General features: G+C 53.8%; 17 protein-coding genes. 4 read left to right on the top strand and 13 right to left on the bottom strand.

Translation table 11 applies throughout. The features are described 5' to 3' along the window. The first annotated feature begins 54 nt into the window (after positions 1-54). Positions 55-1941 (top strand): PhoX family phosphatase, encoded by a 1887-nt coding sequence (locus tag RHI63_RS07800; RefSeq protein WP_310821440.1) that lies wholly within the window; start codon positions 55-57, stop codon positions 1939-1941. Here the strand turns inward: RHI63_RS07800 and RHI63_RS07795 are convergent. Next, entirely contained in the window at positions 1938-3218 is a 1281-nt protein-coding gene (locus RHI63_RS07795; protein ID WP_310821439.1) for a putative peptidoglycan glycosyltransferase FtsW, read from the bottom strand. The two genes, RHI63_RS07800 and RHI63_RS07795, sit on opposite strands and share 4 nt — an antisense overlap. A gap of 93 nt (positions 3219-3311) precedes the next feature. Here RHI63_RS07795 and trpA point away from each other — a divergent pair, with 93 nt between their 5' ends. Next, positions 3312-4106 carry a tryptophan synthase subunit alpha gene (gene trpA, locus RHI63_RS07790; RefSeq protein ID WP_315863373.1) on the top strand — a complete coding sequence of 265 codons (795 nt, stop codon included), beginning with the start codon at positions 3312-3314 and terminating at the stop codon, positions 4104-4106. Here the strand turns inward: trpA and RHI63_RS07785 are convergent. The 12 genes from RHI63_RS07785 to RHI63_RS07730 all read right to left on the bottom strand — a co-directional run bounded on the left by RHI63_RS07785 (position 4103) and on the right by RHI63_RS07730 (position 16391). Then, positions 4103-5827 (bottom strand): ShlB/FhaC/HecB family hemolysin secretion/activation protein, encoded by a 1725-nt coding sequence (locus tag RHI63_RS07785; protein WP_225901529.1) that lies wholly within the window; start codon positions 5825-5827, stop codon positions 4103-4105. The two genes, trpA and RHI63_RS07785, sit on opposite strands and share 4 nt — an antisense overlap. 197 nt (positions 5828-6024) lie before the next feature. After that, entirely contained in the window at positions 6025-7983 is a 1959-nt protein-coding gene (nblS, locus tag RHI63_RS07780; protein ID WP_310742852.1) for a two-component system sensor histidine kinase NblS, read from the bottom strand. 46 nt (positions 7984-8029) lie between these two features. Further along, positions 8030-10561: a mannose-1-phosphate guanyltransferase gene (locus RHI63_RS07775; RefSeq protein WP_310742851.1), complete on the bottom strand. Its 2532-nt coding sequence runs from the start codon at positions 10559-10561 to the stop codon at positions 8030-8032. A 175-nt stretch (positions 10562-10736) separates the two neighbouring features. Beyond that, positions 10737-12248: a F0F1 ATP synthase subunit alpha gene (atpA, locus tag RHI63_RS07770; RefSeq protein ID WP_149818305.1), complete on the bottom strand. Its 1512-nt coding sequence runs from the start codon at positions 12246-12248 to the stop codon at positions 10737-10739. 40 nt (positions 12249-12288) lie between these two features. Then, positions 12289-12846: an ATP synthase F1 subunit delta gene (atpH, locus tag RHI63_RS07765; protein WP_310821438.1), complete on the bottom strand. Its 558-nt coding sequence runs from the start codon at positions 12844-12846 to the stop codon at positions 12289-12291. Next, positions 12843-13373 (bottom strand): F0F1 ATP synthase subunit B, encoded by a 531-nt coding sequence (locus RHI63_RS07760; protein ID WP_302676241.1) that lies wholly within the window; start codon positions 13371-13373, stop codon positions 12843-12845. The genes atpH and RHI63_RS07760 overlap by 4 nt, the downstream gene beginning before the upstream one ends. Positions 13374-13384: 11 nt before the next feature. Next, positions 13385-13801 (bottom strand): F0F1 ATP synthase subunit B', encoded by a 417-nt coding sequence (locus RHI63_RS07755; protein WP_206199672.1) that lies wholly within the window; start codon positions 13799-13801, stop codon positions 13385-13387. Between the two features lie 61 nt (positions 13802-13862). Continuing rightward, positions 13863-14111 carry an ATP synthase F0 subunit C gene (atpE, locus tag RHI63_RS07750; protein ID WP_009767951.1) on the bottom strand — a complete coding sequence of 83 codons (249 nt, stop codon included), beginning with the start codon at positions 14109-14111 and terminating at the stop codon, positions 13863-13865. Between the two features lie 73 nt (positions 14112-14184). Next, the gene (gene atpB / locus RHI63_RS07745; protein WP_310821437.1) at positions 14185-14943 is read right to left on the bottom strand and encodes a F0F1 ATP synthase subunit A; all 759 of its coding nucleotides are present in this window, start codon (positions 14941-14943) and stop codon (positions 14185-14187) included. A 41-nt stretch (positions 14944-14984) separates the two neighbouring features. Beyond that, a complete protein-coding gene (locus RHI63_RS07740; protein ID WP_206199671.1) occupies positions 14985-15455 on the bottom strand; it encodes an ATP synthase subunit I in 471 nt (156 codons plus the stop codon). A 15-nt stretch (positions 15456-15470) separates the two neighbouring features. Continuing rightward, positions 15471-15926, bottom strand: a complete 456-nt coding sequence (locus RHI63_RS07735) for a Mini-ribonuclease 3 (protein WP_206199670.1) — start codon at positions 15924-15926, stop codon at positions 15471-15473. 54 nt (positions 15927-15980) lie between these two features. Next, positions 15981-16391, bottom strand: coding sequence for an STAS domain-containing protein (locus RHI63_RS07730; protein WP_225901526.1), 411 nt, complete (start codon positions 16389-16391; stop codon positions 15981-15983). Between the two features lie 141 nt (positions 16392-16532). On the opposite strand from RHI63_RS07730, the gene RHI63_RS07725 reads away from it, so the two are divergent. Both RHI63_RS07725 and RHI63_RS07720 read left to right on the top strand, forming a co-directional pair. Further along, positions 16533-16850: a hypothetical protein gene (locus RHI63_RS07725; RefSeq protein ID WP_206199669.1), complete on the top strand. Its 318-nt coding sequence runs from the start codon at positions 16533-16535 to the stop codon at positions 16848-16850. A gap of 18 nt (positions 16851-16868) precedes the next feature. Continuing rightward, positions 16869-18314, top strand: coding sequence for a deoxyribodipyrimidine photo-lyase, 8-HDF type (locus tag RHI63_RS07720; RefSeq protein ID WP_315863465.1), 1446 nt, complete (start codon positions 16869-16871; stop codon positions 18312-18314). Positions 18315-18335 lie beyond the last annotated feature (21 nt).

Here is an 18335-nt window from a genome sequence, read left to right as displayed (position 1 = left end):
CTAAGTTATAAACTGGCTGCCCACAGTGGATGAATTTGGAACGAGATACGCTTCATGGCTGAATATTTTGGTGATCTGTTACCCCGTGTCCTAAGCCGACGCACCGTACTAAAAACTGCTCTTTTTGGCGCGGCGGGTTTAACCCTTGCAACCCTGACCAAAGGGTGTGCCACTGCACCGGCTTTAGGCTTTCCAACGATTTACCCCAACACCGACGATAAAATTACGCTGCCTGAGGGCTTTGAGCATGGCGTCGTGATTCGCTGGGGCGATGCCCTCGATGGTGGTGAAAACTTGAATTGGAATCGCATTCACCAAACAGTCACCGCAGCTGATGTCCAGCGGCAGCAGCAGTGCTTTGGCTACAACTGTGATTTTGTTGGCTACCAGACCACACCCGATGGCAAGCATTTGCTCGTTGTGAATCATGAATACACCAATCCCGAACTCATGTTTCAAACGGTGGGCGATCGCCCCAATCAATGGCAAGCCGCACTCCAGCGGGAAGCCCATGGCCTCTCCATTGTCGAGATTGCCAAAAACGCCAATGGTGGCTGGCAATATGTGAAAGCCTCGCCCTACAACCGCCGAATCACAGGTTCAACGCCCTGCGAAATTTCTGGCCCTGCCAAAGGCCATGCCCTTTTGAAGACGGCTGGGGATCCCACGGGGACACGGGTCAACGGCACCCTCAACAACTGCGCAGCGGGCAAAACCCCTTGGGGCACGGTACTCACCTGCGAGGAAAACTTCCATAGCTATTTTGGCGGCAGTGATAGCAACCTCACGGGCATGGTGAAGGAGCTACATAAGCGCTATGACATTCCCAATGAGCGAGCCGATCGCTATGGCTTTTATCTCTATGAAGATCGCTTCAACATCGCGAAGGAACCCCAAGAGGCCTTTCGCTTTGGCTGGGTTGTGGAAGTGGATCCTCTTTCTCCGGATCGCGCCCCCATTAAACGCACAGCCCTAGGACGGTTTCGCCATGAGGCGGCGACAACGGTGATTGCCCCCGATGGTCGAGTTGTGGTGTATATGGGTGATGATGAACGCTTTGAGTATGCCTACAAATTCATTACCAAGGGCAAGTACCAAGCCAACGATCGCGCCGCCAACTTGAATCTGTTGGATGAAGGGGAACTGTACGTTGCTCGCTTTAATGACGATCTGACGGGTGAATGGCGAGCGATCGCCCGCGTTGAGGGCAGTACAATTAGCCCCAACCCCAATCTGCCCACAGCCTTCCAACAGGATCCTGCCCTGTGTTTTATTTACACCCGCGCCGCCGCCGATGCCCTAGGGGCAACAAAAATGGATCGACCCGAGGACTTTGAGTGGAATCCGGTCACCAAAAGTGTTTGGCTGGCGCTGACCTACAACGAGAAACGGAAGGCTAAGGCCACGGATGGCGCCAACCCGCGTCCTGAAAATGTGATGGGGCATGTGATTGAAATGATTGAGCAGGGCAATAACCCAACCGCCTTGCAGTTTCAGTGGCGTTTACCTTTGCTTTGTGGAGATCCCTCCGCCCCAGAGAAGAACCGCCAGTTAGTGCTGTATGGTGAACCCACCAACGCAGAGGTACCGCCAATCTCAGCACCGGATAACTTGACCTTCGATCGCGCCGGCAATGTCTGGATTGCCACCGATGGCAATGGCGGATCAACCCGCTTGGGTAAAAATGATGGCGTTTATGTCCTCAATCCGCAGCGCCGCGAACTGAAGATGTTCCTCTCTGGCGTGCCCGGCTGTGAAATTTGTGGCCCTGAATTTAGCAGTGACTATCAAACCTTTTTCTGTGCCATTCAGCATCCGGGGGAAGGGGCAAAATCCACAGCTGATCTGTCAACACGCTGGCCCTATGGAGAAGAGGTGGTCGTGCCTCGGCCTGCCGTGATTGCCGTGTGGCGCTCAGATGGCCGGGAAGTGTCAGCCTAGGGTTTGCGGGAAGAATAGCGATTGATCCCTTCAGGACGCAGGGGTACGACTGGGGCAGCCCGGCGGCGGTGGGTTCTAGACGTTTTGGCGCGAGTGTTTGTGGCAGCGGGGAAGGCAATCACCTCTGCCTGCTGTCCTTCACGGGCACAGCGAATCAACAGGCCAGCGATCGCCATACTGGCCATAATTGAGCTACCGCCATAGCTAAAGAGGGGAAAGGGTAATCCTGTTGTCGGTAGGATACCAATGGCGACACCTATATTAATCAAGGCCTGTAGGAGCATGATCACCGTTGCCCCCAAGGCAATGAGCTGGATCAGGGGATCCCGCGCCTGATTCACCACCCGCATTCCCAGCCAACCGTAGGCTGCCAGCAGTCCTAGGAGCAAGAGGCACCCCAATAGCCCCATTTCCTCGGCATAGACCGCAAAAATAAAATCCGTGTGCTGGATGGGCAAATACGAGAGCTTTTGCTGTGAAAAGCCATAGCCCGTGCCCAAAACGCCCCCCGAAGCAACCGCCAAGAGACTCTGCACCAGTTGGTAGCCATCCCCCATCGCATCCGCCCAAGGGTTGAGGAAGGACATCACCCGCCGCCGTTGATACTCGTTAATGCTCATGCTGAGGACTGCCAAGCCCAAGCCACTCATGGCTTTTAACAGCAGGGGCGCCAAGGGTAAACCTGCCCCAAAGGCCATCAGCCACAATGTCATGCCGCAGAGGGCGGTGGTACTGAGGTTCGGTTGGATTAAAATTCCTAGCAGCGTCACGGCAAAGGCCGTTAACCAAAAACAGCGTGCCTTGAGATGCAGCCGCCGCCACGAACTAAACACCCAAGCGGCTTGCAGGACTAAAAAAGGCTTCATCATCTCCGAAGGCTGGAGTTGAAAAGGACCAAGACTAATCCAGCGGGTGGCGCCCATCACCGTTGTCCCGACCCCCGGTAGGCGTGTTGCCCAGATCAGCAGCAGAAACAAGAAGAACCCTGGAATGGCCATCTGGAGCGATCGCCGCAGGGGTAGCCGTAGAAACAATTGAAACCCTGCCCAGCCAAGGGCAAGCCACAGCAACTGGCGCGTAAAGTAGTACAGCCCATCCCCTGTTTCGGCCAAACCCACGGGAAAACTAGCGGAAAAGAGGACGACCAACCCAAGACCAATCCACACTAGGGTCAACCAGTGGAGCAATCGTGCTTCTAGAGTCCACTGCCGCAGGTCGCCAACCGCTTCGCTGCGCCGCAGGCGATCGCCAAAGGGGAGAAAACGCCACCAACTCACGCTTAGATGACCCTCACTGGCACCGGCCACTATAGGAACAGTATCTAATCTGGCACAATTATTATGCATCTTTGAGAGCGACTGCCTGTGACTGTGCCTACAATTTCTGAACGCTTTGAGCAATGTCGTGCCCGCCAACGCTGTGCCCTGATTCCCTTTTTGACCGCCGGTGACCCTGATTTAGAAACGACGGTTGCTGCCCTCAAGGCCTTAGATGCCCATGGTGCAGATCTGATTGAACTGGGAATGCCCTATTCCGATCCCTTGGCCGATGGTCCTGTGATTCAGGCAGCCGCTACCCGCGCCCTGCAACGGGGAACTCGCCTCGAAGCAGTCTTAGAAATGACAACGGACTTACACTGCCAACTGAGGGCACCACTCATTTTATTTACCTACTACAATCCCATCTACCATCGAGGGGTCTCTTCATTTCTGAAAGCCGTTGCCCAAGCCGGGATCAAGGGCTTAGTGATTCCGGATTTGCCCCTTGAGGAAGCAGAACCCGTTCTTGCAGAAACAGCGCATCTAGGCTTGGAATTGACACTACTGATTGCGCCCACCACATCGCCCGAACGGATGCAGGCGATCGCCACCGCCTCCCAAGGTTTTATCTACCTTGTCAGCACCACGGGCGTCACAGGGATGCGCCAAAAAATGGCCAGTCGCGTTCAGGAACTATTGGGCACACTGCGGCAAATTACCCCCAAGCCCATTGGTGTCGGGTTTGGCATTGCCAGTCCAGAGCATGCCCGTCAAGTGCGCGATTGGGGCGCCGATGCTGCCATTGTCGGCAGTGCCTTTGTCAAACGGCTGGCAGAACCAGAGCAGGGAGTTGCCGCTGTCGCCGAGTTTTGTCAGTCACTCCGCACAGCCCTCGATACGCCCTAGGGACGCACCGTCAACGTAAAGTAAATGCCATCGGACTGCAAACTGCGGGTTTGACCGGGCAGATCAATCAATGGTGCCGCGTACTGGAACTGAATGTCTAAGTTGGGCGTTGGTTGCACCAAGAGTCCCATGCCTAAACCGGCAATCACATTGTTAGGCACTGCACCCGCAGGATTACGGCTATTGTTCCAGACCACCCCCAGATCAAACAGGGGCCCAATGGAAATAATTGGGCGACGATTGGCAGTGCGCAGTACGGGAAAACGGGCTTCCCCAGAGAACCGCAGGCCATTATCCCCAGAGAGGGCATTGGTTGAGTAACCCCGCACCGACAGGGGGCCACCAATGACAAATTGGTGAAAGGGGAGCAGGCTATTGGGACTCAGTTGCACATCCGTACGCAAAATCAAGAAGTTATCTGCCCAGAGGCGTTGCAGCCGCTGTCCCTGTCCCAGCCAGCTAAAGAAAGTACCATCAGGGGTTGGACTGGGGTTTTCGGTGGCGCCAAAGATCGGCAGGCCAAAGTTGAACTGCGAACGAAAGACCCATGCCCCTTGGGGATCACGGCGGATATATTCTTGGCTCACTTCCAGCACTCGGGTGGCACTATAGCCCGATGAATCAGAACCAATGGAAATGGGGGTTGGCACTCCCAAAACAAAAGTCTGTGCCGACTGCATCAGGAAGCCAATGCCAAAGGCTAGTTCCTCACGGATATTGCGAATCACCGGTTGGCGAAAACTGGCTTCGTAAATAGAAGACTCACTGCGAATATTCAAGCCAGCAAGGGCGGGGGGGCGGGTAATTTCGCTGTCTGCTTGTACGGTGCGAATGGTGAGTGTGCCATTCATGGCATTGAGGGGCAGACTGTAGCCAAACTCCACAGTGTTGGACGCTCCCCAGTCAAACGTGCCTAGGTTATTACCGATGGCGTAGGAACCGTAGACGCTATCGCCGCGACCACTGAGGTTGTTGTATCCCAAAAAGGCCGTGGCCCGATCCGGGGCGATCGCTGGCGGCGTATTGTTATCCAAACCAAAAGCAGCATTAAACCAGCGGGCAGGTACCACCCGTACCACCAAAATACTGTCCTGGGGCGTCGTGCCGGGTCGCAGACTGGCAGAAAGATTGGCAAAGAGAGGATCCGTTCGCAGCAGGCGCAACTGCTCTTCCAGACGATTGGAGTTGAGGGGCACGCCGGCACCGAGGGCAATACGACTGCGAATATAGCGTTGGATAATTCCTTTATTCCCTTCAATACGAATGTCCTCTAGGCGGCCTTCAAGCACTTGAATCGTGATTACCCCATCCCGTGCCACCTGCTCGCCTAAAACGGCGCGAGAGGTCAAATAGCCCCCCTCAAGATAGAGTTTTGTAATCGCATCGGCAGCGCCTTGTAGCTCCGCCAGCGTCACCTGACGCCCTTCCAGGGGCTTAATAATCGGATCAAATTCCGCAGGCCCAAAGATAGTACTCCCTTCAACAACAATTTTTTGTACAGGTATTAAAACATTTTCTGACTCGGGGGTTGGCCTAGGGGGTGAAGGGGGCGGTTCAAGAGCGGGTGGCGAAGGGGAGGGTAGAGGGGGTGGTTCCGGTAGGGGGGGCTGAATATCCTGTTGGGTGGGGGTGATAACTGGAATCGCTAAAGCAGGTAACACCGCTCCCGTACTGCCGAGAACAGAGAGAAGGGCAACGGGTGCAAATAAGTTTGTTTTCACGTCCTCAACCCCAATGCTTAGTTATTTGGTTTTAGATAGGGCAGCAAAATCAATACAAAAATTTGTTTCTTTTCCTGAGGGTCAAGCCCAAGGAACCATTGGCGTGAGGAGTTATTGATTCTTGCCTTCAGATTTTAGCGGATCATTTGTGGTTGTTGGCAAGGTGGGGCGATCGCCCCCTTCCTCTATCAACTTGTTCAAGCGGGGGGAAGTGCCGTTTCAGCAGTGCCATCAGGGTTATTAACGAGGGCGGATTCATCAATGGCCAAATCAAACCAAAAGGTACTGCCGACCCCCAATTCACTAATTAAATGAATTTGTGTATTGTGCTTGTGGATAATATCTTGGACAATGGCCAACCCCAGCCCTGTCCCCTCTAGGGTATGCACGCGATTCTCAACGCGGAAAAACCGTTCAAAGACGCGGGGTTGATCCTCTGGGGCAATGCCCATACCCGTGTCGGCGACTTCAATGCGCACCCGTTCCTGCTCTGGATCGCTGGGGGGATGCCAGACATAGGCACGAATGGTTACCCGTCCATTTTCGGGGGTAAACTTCAAAGCATTCCCCACCAAGTTAGTGAGGGCACCAATGAGTAGATCGTAGTTGCCCCAAACCGGTGGCAAGGGGTTTTCCACTTCGGCAGTGAGGGTAATGGACTTATTGGCAGCATTGAGTTGGTAGGTGCGCATGATCTGATCAATCACCTGCGCCATCTGTACCGAGCCAAATTGATAGGGGCGACCCGATTCGAGGCGAGAAATATCGAGGAAATCATTCACAAGGCGGGTCAGGCGATCGGTCTCGTGATTCGCGGTTTCCAGAAACTCCTGCTGCTCTTTTTCACTAAGACTGCTGCCGTACTCTTGAATGGTTTCGATGATCGATTTGATATTGAATAGAGGTGTGCGCAATTCGTGGGAAACATTGCTAATCAATTGCGCTTTGGCTTCGTTGAGTTCCACCTCGCGGGTGATGTCCTGAATCGTAATCGCAATGCCCTTGGGTTTTTCCCGTTGCACATCCATAACCGTTGTCAGCAAAATGCGTACCGATCGCGAGCTGGGTTCTTGGAGCGTGACGCGAAATTCTCCCCCTTCCGATTCGCCCTTGGAGGCTTTGTAGAGAGGACAGGTGAGTTTTTCACACACCGGCGCCGGAAAACAGTTCAGGGCATTTTGACCAATGACATTCATCCCCTCCCAATTAAAGAGACGTTGAGCCGTGGGGTTGACCAAAATAATCCGCATGTCAGTGTCCAACAGGATTGCCCCATCGGCAATGGTGGAAACCAAGGTATCCAGCTTGGCTTTTTCCGCTTGCAGTTCTTCAATGTTTTGCGCTTCGTAGGAAGCAAGCCGCTCTGCCATGTCATTAAAGCTAGCAATCAACTCCCCCAGTTCACCACCAAAGGGCAGGTTAATGCGTTGCTTAAAATTGCCGGCGGCAATGTTTTTGACCCCCTGCACCAATTCTTTAATGGGCTGAGTAATGGTGAGGGCATTGAAGACGCCGCCCAAGATCACCATGATCCAGAGGGAGACAAAGACGGCGATCGTGAGATCCCGCGTGAGATTGGCAGAGGCAATAAGCGTTTGGTTGGGATTAATGCCCAAAGCCACAACTCCTAGATTTTCATCATTAAATATCAATGGCACAAAGACATCGGCCACAAGGCCGTCGGGAGTTTGGTGTTGGCGCACAAGGGGTTCTTGGCTGGCACGGTAGGTGTCCGGCAGTTGAATACGGCGGCGCAGGGTCAGCGCACTTTCCACTTGGGGGGCAGAGTAGGGGAGGCCATAGTAAATTTCGCCATCGGGATCGGCATAAAGGATGTAGCGAATACTGGCACTGCGCTCGTAGAACTTACGGGAAAATTCGGCAACAGCGGCGGTATCCCCCTTGGCCACGAGGGGAGCCACATCGGCAGCTAAGAGCAACCCCAAATCGCGGCCATAGCGGGTGTCATTGAGGTGGGCATTGGTTTGAATGGTATTCACCGCCCAAAAGGTGAAACCACTCATGATGATCGAGACCACGAGGGTTGCTGTGGCCATGAGGCGGGTTTGAATCTTGAATTCTGACCACCAACGGGCAATGCCCCGCAATTTATCAGTAAAGTCCCCTTCGGTTTTCTCGGTTTTCAACACCACCATTGCGCCTAATGTACGAAAAATTTTCCCTGATTCTACGGGATTTTGGTTACATCTTTATTGTGGCATCTGAGAGGGGTTCCAAACGAGCAAACTCTTCAATGCGGCGGCTATAGCGTTGCAACATCTGCTCACTCCAAGTGGCATCGGGACTATTGACGTAGAGGTGTACCAATGGCTCACTGGCATCGGGCAGAATCAGTACCCAGTGGTCAGTATTGGGTTCACCAATTTTGACGCCATCAATGAGACTCAAGTGATTGCGGGGATGGGTTTCCACCAAGTGGCGCATCAATGACCCTTTGGCAATCCAAGGACAGCGAATCGGGCGATGATAGTAGTGGACGCGGGGCAGTTCTTGGCGCATGACGGTGAGGGGTTTGCCAATCAGTGCCAGCAGTTCGATCAGGGTGGCGATCGTAAACATGGCATCAAATCCCGGATGCAGTTGTGGGAAAATAAATCCCGTTTCCGCAGAACCGCCGAGAACCACACCGCTGTGGTGTTGGCAGGCTTCCATGAGATCAGTGGGGTTGGTGCGACTGCGAATCACTTGTCCGCCCTGTTGGTGGGCGATCGCCTCCACCGCACTAGAAGTTGTGACCGGCACCACGACAGTGCCCCCCGGATGGGTCAAGAGGATCAAGTAGGTCATCAACGCTGTGAGTTCTTGATCACTGAAAACCTGACCGGCATTGTCCACTAAGGTCAACCGTTCACCATTGGCGGAGACTTGCACCCCCAAACTGGCAGATAGCGCTGTCACCACCTGTCCCAGTTCCCGCAGGAGTCGCTGTCGCTCGAGAATATTGAGGGGGGTTGGGTGCAGGGTGGCATTGAGAACAACGGCATCACAGCCAAACTTACTGAGGATTTGTGGCAAGACAACCCCAGAAACGGCATAGGCATAGTCAATGACAATTTTGGCGGGGCTACCATAAAACAGTTGGGTATTTAGCCACTTTTCAAAGCCCTGGGCATAGGCGGCCACGCAGTTGTTGGGATGGGTCATGACACCGACATCCGTAAGTAGGGCGCGGCGAATATCTTCGCGGAAGTAGGCGGTTTCAATTTGCCGCTCTTTGGTTTTGCTCAGGTTGATGCCCTTATGGTCAAAAAACTCAATCAAGAGTTGATCGGCGCGATCGGGATGGGCACGCACATGAATTCCGCCGCTGACTGAAAGGGTTTGGGCAGCAAAGCGGGCAATCGGTAGGGCGATCGCCTCCAAATTGAGGACATGAATCCCCACCGACATCAAACCCGACATCAGAGCATGGGACACCATCCGCGACACATTGCGCTGATCTCGCGACACCAGCACACTAGTTCCGGGCTCAAGGATTGAAGCATAGGCGGCCGCCAGCCGCACAGCAAACTCCGGTGTAATGTCCACATTGGCCACACCGGCTACCCCCCGCTGGCCAAAGAGATAGCGTTGCCCCGTTGTGCCCCAGATCAGGCTTTCATTGACAATTGCACCCGCTTCAATGCGTTTGCCCGGCCAAAGCCGCACCCCCTGACTGAGGCTAGCTTCCTCCCCGACCACACAGCGACTGCCAATAATTACCCCTTCGTGCACCCTCACATGGCGATCGACATGGACATGGCGAGCCAAAATGCAGTGCTCTAATTCACTGTCATCCCCAATAAAACAGCCACTCCAAGCCACCACTGAGCGCAACCGACTGCCATTACCAACAATCACGTTATCTCCCAAGATCGTCCCTGCCCCAAGGGTGACCCCCGCACCAAAGCGGCAGTTATTGCCCAAGACTAGCGGCGCCTGTAGCTGAACTGTTTGCGGCAATGTAGTGTTGTGCCCTACCCAAATTTGCGGCTGAACTTCGTGCCCCTGAATTTCCAAGTGCACGCGGCCATAGAGGGCATCCTGTTGCACCTGTTGATAGGTTTGCAGACTGCCGACATCGCACCAGTAGGCATCGGTGATATAACCATACATCGGCACATCCGCCTGCAACAGCAACGGGAATAAATCCCGCGAAAAATCCCGCTCGATGCCGCTATTGAGATAGTCCATGACAGCAGGGCTGAGGATGTAGATGCCTGTATTCACCGTATCTGTAAAGACTTCCCCCGCTGAGGGCTTCTCGAGAAACCGCCGCACGCGACCATCGCTATCAGTAAAGACAATGCCAAACTCCTTCGGTTGAGGTACACGGGCAAGGATCAGGGTTACGGGAGCACCGTGCTGCTGGTGAAAACGGAGGGCATCGGTTAAATCGATATCGGTAATGCTATCGCCACTGACCACCAAAAAAGGATCCGTTAGCAAATTGGCAATGTTTTTGACTGAACCTGCTGTGCCAAGGGGCTGCTCTTCCTCAACGACATAGCTCAGGTGCACCCCAAACTCATTCCCATCGCCAAAATAGTCGCGCACGACATCGGGGAGATAGTGCAATGTCATGACCACATCATCAAGGCTATGGCGGCGTAGGAGATTGAGAATATGCTCAGCAATGGGACGATTGACCACCGGCACCATTGGCTTAGGTAGATCACAGGTGAGGGGACGCAACCGAGTACCACTTCCCCCGGCCATGAGGACGACACGCACTGTTTTCTCCTTTGTCAAACCTCGCCCTAGGATCCCAGTGTAGGAGAGGACGGCAGGCTCAGGGGGATGGCTTCAGGAAACTGCAATGATTTTTGACACTTGAGAGTAGCCTAGGCATAAAAAAACCTACCCTGGGTAGAGGGCAGGTTCAGAGCATGATATAACGCGATCGCGCCTAGGCAGTAAAGCCAGCTTTGTATTCGGCGATCGCCTCTTTCAGCAAGGCTTCAGCTTTTTCATCCAGTTTTTGGGTGGTGCGGATGATTTCGCCGTATTCGGGCTTGCTTGTGTGTAGGTAGTCCCGCAGACCGGCAACAAACTTGGCCACTGCCTCAACGGGGATGTCGTCAAGGTAGCCATTGGTACCGGCGTAAATGGTTGCCACTTGGTATTCCACCGGAATGGGTGAGTACTGGGGCTGCTTGAGAATTTCCCGCAGGCGTTGGCCTCGTGCCAGTTGGTTTTGGGTGGCTTTATCCAAGTCAGAGGCAAACTGGGCAAAGGCTTGCAGTTCATCAAATTGCGCCAATTCCAGCTTCAGTTTGCCAGCCACCTGCTTCATGGCTTTGATTTGAGCAGCAGAACCCACCCGTGACACGGAAATCCCCGCGTTGATGGCAGGACGCAAGCCAGCGTTGAAGAGGTCAGAGGAGAGGAAGATTTGACCGTCAGTAATGGAAATGACGTTGGTGGGAATGTAGGCAGACACGTCACCGGCTTGGGTTTCAACCACAGGAAGCGCCGTCATGCTGCCACCGCCGAGGGCATCGTTGAGTTTGGCGGCACGCTCCAGCAGGCGGGAGTGGAGATAAAACACATCCCCAGGGTAGGCTTCACGACCGGGAGGACGGCGCAGCAGCAGCGACATTTGCCGATAGGCTTGCGCTTGTTTGGAGAGGTCGTCATAGATGACGAGGGTGTGCTTGCCTTGGTACATGAAGTACTCAGCAATCGTGGCACCGGTGTAGGGGGCGAGATACTGCAAAGCGGCTGGATCACTGGCGTTAGCGGCAATCACAATCGTGTAATCGAGTGCACCCCGCTCCCGCAGCACGTTCACCACTTGAGCGACACTGGACGCTTTTTGACCAATGGCCACATAGACGCAAATCACATCTTGGCCTTTTTGGTTCAGAATTGTGTCAATGGCAACGGCCGTTTTTCCGGTCTGGCGATCGCCAATGATCAGTTCCCGCTGACCACGACCAATGGGAATCATGGCGTCAATGGCGGTGATCCCCGTTTGCAACGGCTCACACACCGATTTGCGCTGGACAATACCGGGGGCAGGGGATTCAATCAGGCGGGTTGCCGTCGTGTGGATCTCCCCTTTGCCGTCAATGGGGCGCATCAGCGCATCCACGACCCGACCAATGACCGCTTCACCCACAGGAACTGAAGCAATTCTACCAGTGGCCCGCACCGTACTGCCTTCTTCGATACCGAGGCCATCGCCCATCAGCACCACCCCCACGTTATCCTCTTCGAGGTTAAGGGCAATCCCCACGGTGCCGTCTTCAAATTCCACCAATTCTGAGGCCATCACTTTGTCGAGGCCATAGACACGGGCAATGCCATCGCCCACCTGCAAGACAGTACCGACATTATCGACTTTGATCGACTGTTCGTACTGCTCGATTTGCTGGCGAATAATGCTACTGATTTCGTCGGGTCGGATACTTACCATAGAAGTCGCTCTCAAGGGTTGAACAGTTTACAAAGGGACGTTAGGCGGCTTGCGCCAAGGTGAGACTGAGGCGGCGGAGCTGACCCCGCAGGCTGGCATCAAAAATTTGGGAGCCAACCTTAATCACCACACCACCAATTAGTTCGGGATCGCAGGCAGTAACCAGCTCCACATCGGCAGCACCGGTCATGGCTTTGACCTTTTCAACCACGGCACGGCGTTGATCGTCGTTGAGTTCGACGGCACTAGTGACTTCCGCCAAGACCACATTGCGGAGTTTGCGCACAAGGGCACGATACTGCTCACAAATAGGGCCAAGAAGGTTAATTCGCCGCCGATCCACCAGCAACATCAAGAAATTGAGAAAATAGCCGTGCACCTTCTCCACGGTCAACTGTCGCAGCACGTTCTTTTTGGCCTCAGGCTTGATCAGGGGATTGGCGAGAAACTGTTGCAGTTCACTGGAGCTGGCAAGGAGTTCCAGAATTAACTGCGTGTCCTGCTGAAACTGATCAATGAGGTTGTGGGTTTGCGCTAACGACAGTAGCGCCTCGGCATAGGGTTCAACAAGTTCACCACGGACAGTGGTCTGCATCATTTGCCTCCTAGTAGGGCAATACTGCGATCAACAAGGGTACGCTGAAGGTCCGGATTTTGGCTCAAACGCGCTTTGAGTTGGTTTTCGGCCTCGGCAAGTGCCCTAGCGGCAATCCGCTCACGAATTTCGGCGATCGCCCGCTCAGTGGCGGCACTCGTATCTTGGGAAGCGGTTTCCTTCAAGCGCTCAATTTCCCGCTTGGCTTGGGCAATGAGTTCTTCCTTTGCAGCCTTGGCACGGGCAAGGGCGTCTTCGCGAATGCGTTGTGCCTCCTGCTTGGCCTGAGCCAGTTTTTGCTGCTCTTCGGTAAGGCGGGCAGCGGCCACTTTCTGGCGTTCTTCGGCTTCCGCAATGGCTGTGGCAATTTGTTGCTGGCGATCGCCCAAGGTTTTGCCAAGTACGCCCCGCCCAAAATACACCAATACCCCAATAATGATGGCAAGGTTGATCACATTGGTTTCGAGCAAATTGGTGTTAATGCCAAAATGCCCCGCTTCTTCCGTTGCCAATAAAAATACTGCGTCCATGACCCACACTCCTAGGCCAGTAACTTCGCTAATAACTGTTCACTCAAGCTGGCAACTTGACCCTCAAGCGCTTGCAGTGTCGCCTGCTTTTGCTGATCAATCTCTGCTTGAATCTTGAGTAACTCTGCCTGCACGGCCTGCTGTGCTTCGGCAATTTCGGCGGTGGCAATTTTTTGTGCCTCGGCTCTGGCCTCTTCAATCAAGGCTTGGGCTTGGCGACGGGTACTGGCCAATTCCTGCTCATACTGCTGAGCCAGTTCAGTGGCCTGTTGCAACCGCTCCTTGGCCTGCTGCAAGTTGGTTCGGATATATTCATCCCGATTGTCCAGCGCCTGACCCAAGGGCTTGTACAGCAGCGCATTCAAAATGACGGTCAAGATTAAGAATTGCACAGCCATCAGGGGTAGGGTGGCATCAAAATCAAACATCAGCCTCTCCAGAATGGGGGATCGGGGGAAAGCTCATCCAAGCCTCCCCCACTGGGGTTAATTAGGATGCAAAGGGGTTGGCAAACAGGAGCACCAGCGCAATCACCAGACCGTAGATGGTCAGCGACTCCATGAATGCCAAGGTCAGCAGCAGTGTACCCCGAATTTTACCTTCCGCTTCCGGTTGCCGCGCAATCCCTTCCACGGCTTGACCAGAGGCATTCCCTTGACCAATCCCAGGCCCAAGCGATGCCAAACCAATTGCCAGAGCAGCAGCCAAAACAGAAGCAGAAGCGACTAACGGATCCATAGTTGATTTCCTCGAGACGTAGTAGGACGAAACAAAATTTCCAGAGATAACAATAGCAGGGTATGTACCCCTTTTAGGAGTGCGCCTCTTCGTGCTCGCCGCCATGTCCCTCCATGGCCTCCCCAATATAGGTGGCTGCAAGGGTGGCAAACACAAGGGCTTGAATGGCACTGGTAAAGAGTCCCAAGGCCATCACGGGCAAGGGCACAAACAAGGGCACCAGCAACACCAAGACCCCCACCACCAATTCATCCGCCAAGATGTTGCCAAAAAGACGGAAGCTCAGGGAAAGCGGTTTTGTAAAATCTTCCAAGATGGCAATGGGAAGTAAGACGGGCGTTGGCTCGATGTACTTGGTGAAATACTTCAGCCCCCGCTTGCGTAGCCCGGCGTAGAAATAGGCCAAGGAGACCAGCAAAGCCAAGGCCACGGTGGTATTGATGTCATTGGTGGGTGCTGCTAGCTCCCCTTCTGGCAGTTCGATGAGTTTCCACGGTACCAGTGCGCCTGACCAGTTACAAACAAAAATGAACAGGAACAGTGTCCCCACAAAGGGAAGCCAAGCTCGGTACTCGTGCTCACCCATTTGGCTCTTAGTCAAATCGCGGATGAATTCCAGCGCGTATTCCATCAAGTTTTGAATACCACTGGGCACCCGTTGGATATTCCGCGAGGCGGCAAAGGCCGCCGCAATCAGAATGGCCATCACAAACCAAGTGGTGATGAAGACTTGACCGTGAACTTTTAGGTTGCCAATATGCCAGTAGAAATGGTGCCCCACCTCCAACTTGGCAAGGGGAAGAGCTGTCCAAAGGTGTATCAAAGGCATCATGCCTCCGCGCTCGGTTGTCTAAGCACTACAGTGAGCCAGCGTTAAGGGGACGGCAAAACCGTACGAAACATATAGACCAGAATGGCGGCTTTGTAGGTTAAGAACCCCAAGAACACTGGAATAATATGTAGCTCTTGCCAACGGGCTGCCAAAATAATCACAACCACGACGACAAGGAGCTGCGTTTTCCCCAGCTTTTTCTGGTCGTTTCCTAGGCGCTCCACACTGCGGGCGAGGAGCCGCAGATAAATTAGGCTCGCACTTGCCCCCAAAAGGTAATTCAACGCTGTGTTCAGGCCGTAAATCAGCCAAACCGCTCCAAAGGCGATCGCCATCAGCACGAAGCTTGTCGTGAATAATTCGCGACAGAGTTGATAAAACTCGGCCATCGAGCCGCCCTTCTTTGGGGAATTGGCAATGGTTGATGGCACAGAGGGTGCTGAAGCAGAATCGGGAACGGTCACAGCAGAATAGGGAGCATCCGAGGATGCCTTGAACTGGCCACTAAGCATCCTATCACGCAGTGGTTACATTTCATTACGGGATTCTGCTTCGTCGATATTGCTGTTCATTTCATTGCGAATGTGCCGCTCAAGTAGTTGAAAAATCTCCTGTAGGCGTTGCGGATTGGTGAGGTAGAGGTATCCCAGTAGGGCTTCAAAGCCAGTAGCTTGACGGTAAATTTTTGCGGCAACTCGCTTTGGGCCATCGGCAGCCGCATTGCGACCCTGACGAAAAATCGAGCGTTCGGTTTCGGTGCAATGCTGCCAGAGGAAGTCCATATAACGGGCTTGACTTTCGGCACGCACATGCGCCACCACTTGGCGGTGGTAGGTATTAATGCGTTGAGGGGGGGTTAGAAAAAGCCAGCGGATAAAGAGTTCATAAACGGCGTCGCCAACGTAGGCCAAAGCCGCCGGTGGCAGTTGATGGGCGGGAATTTTGGGGGGAACAAGGGGCAATAATCCAGCAGAGTCCAGCATGACGTTTCAGCTAAAAAGACCCCCCTTAGTTTTACTGCCACAGGAACAGAATGTTTAGGAATGGGTTTCGCCAGTAATTTGGGCGATCGCCGTCGCCAGATCCGGCTGAAGGGGCAAAAAGTTCTCTAAACGCACGAGTTTGACCGTTTGGGTGACGCGGGGATTGGTGACAATTTGCAGTTGACCCTGATGCTCTTGGGCTTTTTTGGCCAGTTGTACCAAAATGCCGAGGCCAGAGCTGTCAATAAACTCAATTTTTGAAAGGTCTAAGATGACGTTGGCAGGCCCATCGTCAAAACACTTACTAATGACCTTGCGAAAGGCCGACTCGGAGAACGCATCAATAAGACCCGTCAGGCGAAACACTTGATAGTTATCGCGAATCTCACGGGTACCCCTTAGGCTTTGGGTGAGGGCAAGTGGTTCAGAAATGAGAGCCTCCTTTGCCGATAACTGTACACACAAAACGATAGAAGACAAGTATAGATAAACGTGGCATCCTTGTCTATGACTTGATCGCTAACTCAACAAAAGTTTGGAAGTGCAGCAACCGCAGGAAGCTCTTTGCCAGAATCGCATCAGGTATCGCCCCTAGGAGTCGCCCCAATGAAATTCTCCAAACTCGTGATGAGCCTTCTCAGCAGTAGCGGTCTGGGATTGCTGAGTTTATCTATTTTCGCCCAAGAAACGCCAGCGGCGACTTATCCCCCAGAGGCGATCGCGGTCTTTATGCAGGAGTGTCAAACCAAATTTGCGGCGCAAGCGCCTCCCGGCTTTGGCGATCGCGGCGATCGCTATTGCACTTGCCTGATAAACCGCCTCCAAGAAAAAATGAGCTATGAGGAATTTCAGAAAATGACTGCCGACAATGAACCCCCGGAAGTTAAAGCCGCAATCAATGAATGTATTGGCGCTATTTTCTAGTGCGCCTAGGATGGACGGGTGATGAGCCTGCGCCTCTTTTGGCATCGTCGCGATCTGCGCCTGAGTGACAGTGTGGGGTTGGCGGCTGCCTACACCCAAACTCCCAAAGTGGTTGGCATTTTTTGTTTTGACCCGGCGATTCTCAGTGCCTCGGACATTGCGGCGGTGCGGGTGACATACCTCGTGGGTTGCCTACAGGCCTTGCAAGAAGCCTATCAGCGACTTGGGGGGAGCTTTTTAATTTTTCATGGTGACCCGCGTCAAATTCTGCCCCAAGTGGCCAGTGGCTTAGGGGCGGTGGCGGTGCATTGGCATGAGGATGTGGAACCCTACGGTCGCGATCGCGATCGCGCTGTGGCTGCTGCCCTCAAGGAAAAGGGAATTGCTGTGGAAACTGCTTGGGATCAACTCCTGCATCCCCCAGAGGCCGTACAAACAAAACAGGGGCAGCCCTACACCGTCTATTCCCCCTTTTGGCGCAACTGGTCAAGCCTAGCTAAACCAGAGCCTGTCCCCAGCCCCAGCCACCTCGAACCTCTGACAGAAGCTGAACAAGCGACAGCCACAGCCCTAGGGGCGATACCGCTGCCCACTGCCAAGGATTTGGGATTTCATTGGTCAGGAGAACTGATCCTTGCTCCCGGTGAAGCCGCCGCCCAAGCACAACTGGAGACATTTATTGGCCAGCACATTCAAGACTATGGTGAGCAGCGCAACTATCCAGCGCAACCTGGAACCTCCCTCTTAAGCCCTGCCCTCAAGTTCGGTGTCATTGGTATTCGTCGTGTCTGGGCAGCCAGTCAGGCCGCTATGGCCGCAGCCCGCAGTGAAGAGGCACAAACGAGTATTCGCACGTGGCAGCAGGAATTGGCGTGGCGGGAGTTTTATCAGCACGCCCTCTATTGGTTTCCCCACTTGGCGGAGCGTCCCCATCGTGAACGATTTGCCACTTTTCCTTGGCTGAATCACGCAGAACACTTTGCGGCTTGGTGTGAGGGTCGCACCGGTTACCCAATTGTGGATGCCGCCATGCGCCAACTCAATGAAACGGGTTGGATGCATAACCGCTGCCGCATGATTGTGGCCAGTTTCCTCACTAAGGACTTGATCATCAATCCCCAATGGGGTGAGCGGTACTTTATGCAAAAACTGATTGATGGCGACTTGGCAGCCAATAATGGCGGTTGGCAGTGGAGTGCCTCTAGTGGGATGGATCCAAAGCCGCTGCGGATTTTTAACCCAGCCAGTCAAGCGCAAAAATTTGATCCTGAGGCGGAGTATATTCGCCGTTGGCTGCCGGAGTTGAAATCCCTAGACACGGCAGATTTGGTGACGGGAACTATTTCTCCCCTAGAGCGGCATCGCTGCGGTTATCCCTTGCCAATTGTGGATCACGGCCAGCAACAGCGGCGATTTAAGCAGCTCTATCAAGCGCATGTTCGTTCACCCATCCCTCAAGGATAAAATTGACATTCCCCTGATCAG

The organism is Thermosynechococcus sp. GLH187 (assembly GCF_031583395.1).
Taxonomy (GTDB): Bacteria; Cyanobacteriota; Cyanobacteriia; order Thermosynechococcales; family Thermosynechococcaceae; genus Thermosynechococcus.
The sequence above is the reverse complement of the archived record's forward strand: the minus strand, read 5'-3'. Positions and strand labels throughout refer to the sequence as shown.

Bases quoted from the DNA above. Each gene is read 5' to 3' on its own strand.
- RHI63_RS07800 (WP_310821440.1), top strand. From the start codon at position 55: ATGGCTGAATATTTTGGTGATCTGTTACCCCGTGTCCTAAGCCGACGC.
- nblS (WP_310742852.1), bottom strand. From the start codon at position 7,983: ATGGTGGTGTTGAAAACCGAGAAAACCGAAGGGGACTTTACTGATAAA.
- atpA (WP_149818305.1), bottom strand. From the start codon at position 12,248: ATGGTAAGTATCCGACCCGACGAAATCAGTAGCATTATTCGCCAGCAA.
- atpH (WP_310821438.1), bottom strand. From the start codon at position 12,846: ATGATGCAGACCACTGTCCGTGGTGAACTTGTTGAACCCTATGCCGAG.
- RHI63_RS07760 (WP_302676241.1), bottom strand. From the start codon at position 13,373: ATGGACGCAGTATTTTTATTGGCAACGGAAGAAGCGGGGCATTTTGGC.
- RHI63_RS07755 (WP_206199672.1), bottom strand. From the start codon at position 13,801: ATGTTTGATTTTGATGCCACCCTACCCCTGATGGCTGTGCAATTCTTA.
- atpE (WP_009767951.1), bottom strand. From the start codon at position 14,111: ATGGATCCGTTAGTCGCTTCTGCTTCTGTTTTGGCTGCTGCTCTGGCA.
- atpB (WP_310821437.1), bottom strand. From the start codon at position 14,943: ATGATGCCTTTGATACACCTTTGGACAGCTCTTCCCCTTGCCAAGTTG.
- RHI63_RS07740 (WP_206199671.1), bottom strand. From the start codon at position 15,455: ATGCTTAGTGGCCAGTTCAAGGCATCCTCGGATGCTCCCTATTCTGCT.
- RHI63_RS07735 (WP_206199670.1), bottom strand. From the start codon at position 15,926: ATGCTGGACTCTGCTGGATTATTGCCCCTTGTTCCCCCCAAAATTCCC.
- RHI63_RS07725 (WP_206199669.1), top strand. From the start codon at position 16,533: ATGAAATTCTCCAAACTCGTGATGAGCCTTCTCAGCAGTAGCGGTCTG.